The following is an 8,494-nucleotide window of genomic DNA, read 5'->3' as shown; positions in this document are numbered from 1 at the left end:
GACGCTCACGCCCGCCTTGGCGTAGGCGGTGCGGCGGTGCTCCAAGGCGGCGTTGTACAGCGTGCGGTGGTCTTCCAGGCACGCCGCGAGCGCCGCCGCCTGCCGGGCGGTGGGGCGCAGCAGGAATTTGAACGACCTGCGCACACCCACCTCCCATCACGTTCGGTAACGACACCGCCACGATATCGGCTGGCGCCGACAAAACCAGGAAGGACATCCGTGATGCGCGGACCTGACAAGTCAGGGCATGCTCGGGGCTTGACGGCCCTCCCGCTCCCGATTCCCCCGTCGCCTCAAGGCGACGGTCCCCTCGGGAGACTCTGATGGACATTGTGCTCATCGGCGGCCTGTGGCTCGACGGATCCGCGTGGGACGAGGTCGTGCCCGAGCTCAGGGCGCTCGGTCACCGCCCGGTGCCGGTCGCACTCCCGGGCCAGGGCGACGGATCCGCCTCGGCCACGCTCGACGACCAGGCGGCGGCGGTGCTCGCGGCCGTGGACGCGGCGCGGGGAAGGCCGATGGTGGTGGGGCATTCCGCCGCCTGCACCCTGGCGTGGCTGGCCGCCGACGCGCGGCCGGAACAGGTCGCCAAGGTCGTCCTCGTCGGCGGTTTCCCGGCCGGCGACGGCGACCGCTACGCCGACTTCTTCGAGGTCGAGGACGGCGCCATGCCCTTCCCAGGCTGGGGGCCGTTCGAGGGGCCGGACTCCGCCGACCTCGACGAGGAGGCGCGGCTGCGCTTCTCGGCCGCCGCGATCCCCGTGCCCGAGGGAGTGTCCAAGGGAGTGGTACGGCTGACGGACGAACGACGGTGGGACGTCCCGGTCGTCCTCGTGTGCCCTGAATACACGCCGGCCCAGGCTCAGGAGTGGCTCGACGCCGGCGACCTGCCCGAGCTCGCCAGGGCCAAGCACGTCGACCTCGTCGACATCGACTCGGGCCACTGGCCCATGATGACCAGGCCGGCCGAGCTCGCCCGGCTCCTCGCCGAGGCGGCCGCCGAGACCGGGAGCTGATCGGGCGGCGCGAAGCGCGGGCAAGGGCTTCGGTAGCCTCACGTCAGGTCGCCGGCGACCGGCTCGACGCGCCACCTCTCGATGGGAGACACCGCATGACGTCCATTCCTCCGGTCACTCTGGACGACGTCCGCGACGCCGCGGCCAGGATCGAGGGCGTCGCGCACCGCACCCCGGTGCTGCGTTCGCGGACCCTGGACCGGCTGGTGGGCGCCGAGGTGTTCCTGAAGTGCGAGAACTTCCAGCGCGTGGGCGCGTTCAAGTTCCGCGGCGCCTACAACGCCGTTTCGCGCCTGCCGCGCGAGCAGCTGGTCAAGGGCGTCGCGGCCTACTCCTCGGGCAACCACGCCCAGGCCGTCGCCCTGGCCGCCAGGGAGCTCGGCACCACCGCGGTGGTCCTCATGCCCGAGGACGCCCCGCCGTCGAAGATGGAGGCGACCGCCGGTTACGGCGCCGAGATCGTCACCTACGACCGCTACTCCGGTGACCGCACCGCGCTCAGCGTGGAGCTCGCCGCCGAGCGGGGCCTGGCCCTGATCCCGCCCTACGACCACCCGCACGTGATCGCCGGGCAGGGCACGGCGGCCCTCGAGCTGCTGGAGGACGCCGGGCGGCTGGACCTGCTCCTCGCCCCGGTGGGCGGCGGCGGGCTGATCGCCGGCTGCGCCACCGCCGCCGAGGGTCTGCACCCGGGCATCCGCGTGATCGGCGTCGAGCCGGAGGCCGGTGACGACACCAGACGTTCCCTGGAGGCGGGCCGGCGCGTCACCATCGACGTGCCGCGTACCATCGCCGACGGCCAGGCCGTGCCCACGCCGGGCGAGCTGACCTTCTCGATCAACCAGCGCCTGGTCGAGGCCGTCGCGCTGGTCACCGACGACGAGATCCGCCAGGCCATGCGCTTCGCCTTCGAACGCCTGAAGATCGTCGTCGAGCCGAGCGGCGCCGGCGGCCTGGCGGCCCTGCTCGCGGGGCGCGTGGAGCAGCTGCCCGGCCGGGTCGGCGTCGTCATCTCGGGCGGCAACGTCGACGCCCGCCGCTTCGCCGAGCTGTGCGGGCCCTGACCCCGCGACGTTGCGGGCGGCGGCTCACAGCTGGTTCCTGATGGGCAGCGGGACGTCCGGCACGGGCTGTGCGAGGAACTGGTGGACCTCCTCCGCCGCGAGGAGGTTGGCGTCCTCCAAGAGGCGCAACGACCGCCGCCAGGACTCACGCGCGTCGTCGTGCCTGCCGAGGTCGTACAGCGTCTGGCCGAGCCACCAACAGGACACCGCCTCCCCGAGCCACCAACAGGACACCGCCTCCCCGAGCCACTGGCCGGTCTCGTGCTGGAGCCGGATGGCCTCCCGATAGTGGTCGACCGCCTCGGTGAGCCGGCCCGCCGCCCGGCAGGCGTCGGCGAAGGTGTCCTGGCCTATCCCTTCCCCCGACGGGATCTTCAGGTCGGCCCAGAGATCCAGGACCAGGCGAGCCTCCTCGATCGCTTCTTCGAACCTCAGCTGCCGGTAGAAGACGTGCACGCGGTTGTTGCGGACGGACGCCTCGTGGTCGCGCCGGCCGCTCTCCTGGGTCAGGGCGAGGCTGCTGTCCAGGGCGGCCAGTGCGTCGTCGAACCTCCGGAGCATGGTGTAGGTGATGCCGAGGTCGTTGTACGTCCCCGCCTTGCGGAAACGCTCGTCCGTACGATCCCAGCAGGCGAGGGCTTCGTTGAGGTGATGGACCGAGGCCGCGAAGTGCCCTTGCTCCTGGAAGACGGAGCCGATGTTCGTGTGTCCCATGGCCAGGCCGACCCAGTCGTCACCCTGCTGGGCGATGTCCAGCGACTTCCGCAACAGCCCGGGGAGTTCCGTGAGCCACCCCTTGCGCCAGAAGAGCCAGTGGACGGCCTGAGAGAGACCGATCGCGGTGCGGGGGGCGGCGGGGTCGGCGGCGGCCTGGTGGGCGGCGGCGAGGAGGTTGTCCCGCTCGCTCTCGGCCCATGCGATCGCTGCTTCGAGGGTGGAGAGGTCGGTGCCGCGCCCGCCGGCCGGGTACTCCTTGATGGGCCCGTCCGAGGTGGGATCGAGCAGCAGGCTGGCGGTCTGGGCGGTGGCCAGGTAGTGCTCGAGGGCGCGGTTGACCGCGGTGGCGCGTTCGGGGGCGGTGAGGTCCACGGCGGCCTGCTCGCGGGCGTAGAGACGGACCAGGTCGTGCATCCGGCAGCCGCCGGGCCCCGCGGGCTCGAGGATGCGGGCGTCGAGGAGGCGGTCGAGCGCGGCTTCCGCCCTGTGCTCCGGCCAGCCGGCCAGGGCGGCGGTGGCGGCCGGGGTGAAGGTGGGGGTGTCGAGGAGGCCGAGGAACGTGAGCAGATGGGCGGCGTCGTGGCCGGTGGGCTCTTCGCACAGGTGGTGGTGGCTGACGGCGATGCAGGCGCGGACAGCCAGGTCGGCGTGTTCAGCGCGTCGAGGCGGCGGGCCGCGTCGTTGAGACGGTCCGCGAGGTAGGAGAGCGTCCAGTCAGGGCGGGCGGCCAGGCGTGCCGCCGCGATGCGGACGGCCAGGGGGAGGCCGCCGCACAGCCGTACGATCTGCTCGGCGGCGTGCGGCTCTGCCTGGACGCGGCCCGGGCCGGCGATGCGGGCGAGCAGGGCGGTGGCGTCGGCGTGGTCGAGCCCGGTCAGGCGGAGATGGCTCGCGTTGTCGAGCGAGACCATGGCCTGCCGGCTGGTGATGATGACCGCGCAGGCGTCGCCGGCGGGGATGAGCGGCCGCACCTGGTGGGCGTGGCGGGCGTTGTCGAGGATGATGAGCAGGTTGCGGTTCGACGTGAGGGAACGGTAGCGGGCCGCGGCCTCCTCCAGGCCGGCCGGCACGGCTGAGCCGTCCAGGCCCAGGGAGCGCAGCCGCGGCTGGCGGTCCTCGTCGACGTCGAGGAGCCGGTACTGACCTGCCGCGCGCCCCTCGGATGCCGGCTAGGAGACCCAGCCGGGCAACGGGTACGGCAGCTCGTCCCCCAGCTCCTCCCCGTCGATCACATCGCCTTCCCGCGGCAGGAGCACGGTGGCCCGGCGGCCCCACCCGGAGTAACGGGTGTCCGCCTCGACGCGGATGGAGCCGTCGTAGATGGGGAGCACGGCCTCGGCCGACAGGCGCTCCACGAGCCCGGTCGGGCCGAGCCGGAGCACGTAGGACACCTTGCCCTCGCGCCCGCTCTTGGACCGCAGTCCGAAGCGCGACACGAAGGGACGGGACACCTTGACCAGCTCGCCGGTAGTGATCGTCCCGCGCAGCACTCCGTCCCGCCAGGAGGTGCGGTGCGCCACCAGGGCCCTCAGCGTGGCCTTGTCCAGGACGTCGAGCAGCCGGTTGCTGGCCGGCAGGTTCGTGGCCCGGTAACGCACCCACCGCTTCTCCTGCGGCAGTGCGGCGTCCACCAGGGCGCCCGAGACATAGTCGTCTTCTCCGGACGAGATGATCCTGAGGGGCAGCGCGGCGAGGGCAAGGTCGTCCTTCATGCCCTTCGAAGCCTTCTTGCTGAAGCGTATGGACTGCGACAGATCGGCGGCGATCTCGTCCTGCGGGCCGAACCCGATCGTGCCGTCCGCGCTGGTGGTGTAGGAGTAACCGCGGCCGTGGTCGGTCTTCGCCGTGGACGTGATGGTGACGGTCCTGCCGGGCTGCAGCGCGGCCTCGACTGCCTTGACGGGATCGACCCCGGGCGCGGCCTGCGCGGGACCGGTGACCTGCGTCAGGCCCGTGACCACGACGATGCCGATGACGGTTCGTTTCATCACGTTTCCTCGGATGATGTGGAAGGTCACGATCAATCTCGTGCACCGAGATCGGCGGTCAAGCCGGAGCGCGGCGAGCTGGATCGGCCCTCCACGCGGACGCTCTCGCTTTCGACGCGGTGCACGCCGGTGCCGGGGGAGCCGGTCACTCGTACGTGCGTGCCCGGAGTGCCAGGGTGACGACAGTGGCGTCGGCCGAGGCCATGACGTCGCGGCCGGTCGCGACGGCGAACTGGCGCAGCCGGTTCAGCACCGTGTTGCGGTGGCAGTAGAGCTGCCGGGCCGTCGCCGAGACCGAACCGGTGCGCAGGTAGCGCTCCACGGTCTCCAGCACCCTGGCGACGTCACGGGCCGGAAGCCCTCCCAGCCCGCCGAGCGCGTCGCGGACGAGGTCGGTCCTGAACTCGCCGAGCGTCCCCGCCGCGATCGCCGGCCACAGATCGCGGGCGGCGACGGGCCCGGACGCGTCCGGCGGCAGCGCGTACAGGGTCAGCTCGGCCAGCCGCACGGCCCTGGGCACCTCGGCGAGGCCTTCGACGGCAGGGCTCACCGCGCACCGGACACCGCCGAACCAGCCCTCGGCCGCGGCGGCGCCCGCCCGCGCGGGAAGCTGCAGCACCACGATCGACCCGGCGGGACGCTCCTGTTCGTGCGCGCGGACGTCGAGGACGCCGAGCTGCTCGCGTACGGGACGAAGGGCCGCGAGGCGGCCCGGCGGGAACGCCACGACCACGTACGACGCGCTCTCGTCGAGCCCGAGCACGGTGGACACCTGCCGCCGGATGTCGGGATGGCGGCCGTCGCACTCCAGCAGCCGCGCGAACCACCGGGCCCGCTCATCCTGCCGGGCCTGCGCCATCTCCAGCACCCGTTGCTGGTAGGCGGCCATGATGCCCATGGAGTGGTGCTCCACCGCCTCCCACACGCGCGGAGCCTCGGCCACCAGGCTTGACAGGTCGCCGGGGCCGGCCCGCAGGCGCAGCTCGTCCCAGACGACCCGGGCGTCGAGGCGTACGGCCTGCAACAGCGTGTCCAGCGGCACCCCCGCCTCAGCCCGCGCCGCGCCGATCTCGGCGGACGCGCCCGCGACGTGTTCCGGCACCGGCAGCCGCCCGACGAGGCGCAGGATCAGTTCGAGGCTGCGGCGGGCGTCGGCCAGCAGGGTCTCCTCGGGAACGACCGTCCTGGCGTAGGGTGCGCCGATCCCGATCATCTCGGCGACGAAACGGTCGGCGAGCGGGGCGACGTCGCGCACCAGCTCGCGCGAGAGCCGGTCGACCACTTCGGACGTCATCCGCGCCCCCTCCCGCTGTGCGAATGCACAGTCTAACGGCGGCACCTGGGTGCCGATTTGCGATTGAACCGCAGATCAGAGGCACGACAGGGTGTCATTATGCAACCCACGGCTCACCCCCCGAAGCCGGAAACCAACCCCCGAACAGTCGCACTGGGCGCCTTCGCGGGCACCGCGCTGGAATGGTACGACTACTACGTCTACGGCACGGCGGCGGCGCTGATCTTCAACAGCCAGTTCTTCCCCGAGCTGAGCCCGCTCGCGGGCACGATGGCCTCCTTCGCCACGTTCGGCGTCGGCTTCGTCGCCAGGCCTCTCGGCGCGGCCGTCTTCGGCCACCTCGGCGACCGGTACGGCAGGCGCCGCATTCTGATGGTCACCGTCGTCCTCATCGGCGTCGTCACCGGGTGCATCGGCCTGCTGCCGACGTACGCGCAGATCGGGGTGGCGGCTCCGATCCTGCTCGCCACGCTCCGCCTGCTGCAGGGCCTGTCCGTCGGCGGCGAGTGGAGCGGCGCCGCGACGTTGGCGGTCGAGCACGCGCCAAAGGAGAAGCGCGGCATCTACGGCGTCATGCCGCAGATGGGCTCCCCGGTCGGCTCCTTGACGGCCACGGCCGTGTTCGCGCTGGTCAGCGTCCTGCCGGACGCGCAGTTCGAGTCCTGGGGCTGGCGCATTCCCTTCCTGCTGGGCTTCCCGCTGCTGGTGATCGCGCTCTGGGTGCGCAGCAGGGTGGACGAGTCGCCGATGTTCCAGGAGATGCTGACCCAGCAGCGTGCTGCCAAGCGGCCGCTCGTCGAACTGGTCCGCACCAGCGGCGGGCGCCTGATCGCCGGTATCGCGGTGTCGTTCGTCGGCATCGGCGGCTATTACCTGTGCGGCACGTTCCTCGTCAACTACGGCTCGGACACCGTGGGCATCGACCGTACCGTGCTGCTCAACGCGGCCACCCTCGGATCCTTCATCAACCTGTGTCTCTACCCGGCGTTCGGCCGGATCGCCGACCGCGTCGGGCCGGGACCGGTGGCCGTCTGGGGGGCGGCGGCCTCCGCCGTGGCCGCGTTCCCGATCTTCTGGCTGGTCGGCCTGGGCAGCGCGGCGGGCGTCGCGGCCGGGCTGGTGCTCGGCGTGGTGCTGGTGTCGGTCAGCTATGCCGCGTGCGGGCAGCTGCTCAGCGAGATGTTCACCCGGGAGGTGCGCTACTCCGGCGTGGGCCTGTCGTACAACGTGTCCGGGGCCATCAGCGGGTTCGTGCCGCTGGGCGCGACCGCGCTGCTGGCCGCGACAGGGGAGAGCCTGTGGCCGGTCGCGGCGATGTTGTGCGTGTTCTCGCTGATCACCTTGTTCGCCGCCGTGGCGGCCAAGCGGCTCCGCGTCGCGGAGCTGTGACGTACGGAAAGGACTCGACCATGAGCACGATCGCCGACGACGGCGCGCAGCCCGAGCACTACTACCACAAGCTGGTCGGCCCCGAGCCGGAGCCGCCCTTCCAGGACCCGGCCGAGCTGGAGCGCTACTGGGGCCGCCGCTGGGGCGCCGCGGACGAGGTGAGTCGCCTGCGCACGGTGCTGGTGCGCCGTCCGAGCAGCGGCCTGGCCGCGATCACCGCCGACGCGTGGGACCCGCGCGCCGGAGCGCTGGTCGATCCCGGACGGCGGTGGTACTGGCGCGGTGACAAGGCGCCGAACATGGAACTGGTGATGGAGCAGCACGCGGCGCTGGTGGCCGCGCTGCGGGCCGAGGACGTCGAGGTCGTCGAGGCGCCCGAGCTGCCCGACCACACCAAGTCCGTCTTCACCCGCGACCCGATGTTGACCGTGCCGGGCGGCGCCGTCGTCACCCGCCTGGCCCCGCGGATGCGGCGCGGCGAGGAGGCGTCGGTGACCAGGACGATCGCCGGGCTCGGCATGCCGATCCTCGGCACGATCATCGGTGCGGGGCTCGCGGAGGGCGGCACGTTCGTCAAGCTCCGGCGCGACCTGGCGGTGTTCGGCCTGTCGATCCGGTGTAACCCTGAGGGCGCGCGGCAGCTCGCCGGGATCCTCGAACCACTCGGCATCGAGCTGGTGACCGTGCCGCTGCCGGGCTATACGATCCACGTGGACGGGCAGTTTCACATGGTCGGCGAGGACCTGGCGCTGGCCAACACCCACCGCCTACCGTACGAGTTCCTGGCCCGGCTGGACAGCCTCGGCATCAAGGTCGTCTCGCCCCACCCGGAGGAGCAGTACGCCTGCAACTCGCTCACGGTCCGGCCGCGGCGGCTGCTGTTTCCCGCGCACTGTGTGCGCACCGCCGACCGGCTGGTCGCCGAGGGCGTGGAGATCGTACCGGTGCCCTACGACGAGATCCTGAAGAACGGCGGTGGCATTCACTGCTCGACCATGGAACTCGTCCGCGACTGGTAGAGGGACT

The 8,494-nt window shown here is 72.1% G+C and carries 9 protein-coding genes and 1 pseudogene; 5 read left to right on the top strand and 5 right to left on the bottom strand.

The window, feature by feature from the left end; genetic code table 11:
• A partial coding sequence (locus ACTWPV_RS46720; protein WP_443156772.1) for a helix-turn-helix domain-containing protein occupies nucleotides 1–144 on the bottom strand: 144 nt, incomplete at its 3' end.
• A gap of 179 nt (nucleotides 145–323) precedes the next feature.
• Here ACTWPV_RS46720 and ACTWPV_RS46715 point away from each other — a divergent pair.
• Both ACTWPV_RS46715 and ACTWPV_RS46710 read left to right on the top strand, forming a co-directional pair.
• The gene (locus ACTWPV_RS46715; RefSeq protein WP_443156770.1) at nucleotides 324–1,016 is read left to right on the top strand and encodes an alpha/beta fold hydrolase; all 693 of its coding nucleotides are present in this window, start codon (nucleotides 324–326) and stop codon (nucleotides 1,014–1,016) included.
• Between the two features lie 95 nt (nucleotides 1,017–1,111).
• The gene (locus ACTWPV_RS46710) at nucleotides 1,112–2,080 is read left to right on the top strand and encodes a threo-3-hydroxy-L-aspartate ammonia-lyase (RefSeq protein ID WP_443156769.1); all 969 of its coding nucleotides are present in this window, start codon (nucleotides 1,112–1,114) and stop codon (nucleotides 2,078–2,080) included.
• A gap of 24 nt (nucleotides 2,081–2,104) precedes the next feature.
• Here ACTWPV_RS46710 and ACTWPV_RS46705 read toward each other — a convergent pair whose 3' ends face one another.
• The gene (locus tag ACTWPV_RS46705; protein WP_443156768.1) at nucleotides 2,105–3,211 is read right to left on the bottom strand and encodes a tetratricopeptide repeat protein; all 1,107 of its coding nucleotides are present in this window, start codon (nucleotides 3,209–3,211) and stop codon (nucleotides 2,105–2,107) included.
• Here ACTWPV_RS46705 and ACTWPV_RS46700 point away from each other — a divergent pair.
• Nucleotides 3,206–3,499, top strand: a complete 294-nt coding sequence (locus tag ACTWPV_RS46700; protein WP_443156767.1) for a hypothetical protein — start codon at nucleotides 3,206–3,208, stop codon at nucleotides 3,497–3,499. The two genes, ACTWPV_RS46705 and ACTWPV_RS46700, sit on opposite strands and share 6 nt — an antisense overlap.
• Before the next feature lie 77 nt (nucleotides 3,500–3,576).
• On the opposite strand, the pseudogene ACTWPV_RS46695 reads toward ACTWPV_RS46700, so the two are convergent.
• From ACTWPV_RS46695 to ACTWPV_RS46685, 3 genes and pseudogenes are all read right to left on the bottom strand, one after another.
• A pseudogene (locus tag ACTWPV_RS46695) lies at nucleotides 3,577–3,768 on the bottom strand (hypothetical protein); the annotation flags it as partial.
• A 198-nt stretch (nucleotides 3,769–3,966) separates the two neighbouring features.
• Nucleotides 3,967–4,785 (bottom strand): hypothetical protein, encoded by an 819-nt coding sequence (locus tag ACTWPV_RS46690; RefSeq protein ID WP_443156766.1) that lies wholly within the window; start codon nucleotides 4,783–4,785, stop codon nucleotides 3,967–3,969.
• A 145-nt stretch (nucleotides 4,786–4,930) separates the two neighbouring features.
• Entirely contained in the window at nucleotides 4,931–6,079 is a 1,149-nt protein-coding gene (locus tag ACTWPV_RS46685) for a PucR family transcriptional regulator (protein WP_347649397.1), read from the bottom strand.
• Between the two features lie 99 nt (nucleotides 6,080–6,178).
• On the opposite strand from ACTWPV_RS46685, the gene ACTWPV_RS46680 reads away from it, so the two are divergent.
• Both ACTWPV_RS46680 and ACTWPV_RS46675 read left to right on the top strand, forming a co-directional pair.
• Nucleotides 6,179–7,468, top strand: a complete 1,290-nt coding sequence (locus ACTWPV_RS46680) for an MFS transporter (protein WP_443156765.1) — start codon at nucleotides 6,179–6,181, stop codon at nucleotides 7,466–7,468.
• A 20-nt stretch (nucleotides 7,469–7,488) separates the two neighbouring features.
• Nucleotides 7,489–8,487 (top strand): dimethylarginine dimethylaminohydrolase family protein, encoded by a 999-nt coding sequence (locus ACTWPV_RS46675; RefSeq protein WP_347649395.1) that lies wholly within the window; start codon nucleotides 7,489–7,491, stop codon nucleotides 8,485–8,487.
• The last annotated feature ends 7 nt before the right edge of the window (nucleotides 8,488–8,494 follow it).

This window comes from Nonomuraea sp. KM88 (assembly GCF_052245635.1).
GTDB lineage: Bacteria > Actinomycetota > Actinomycetes > Streptosporangiales > Streptosporangiaceae > Nonomuraea.
The sequence above is the reverse complement of the archived record's forward strand: the minus strand, read 5'-3'. Positions and strand labels throughout refer to the sequence as shown.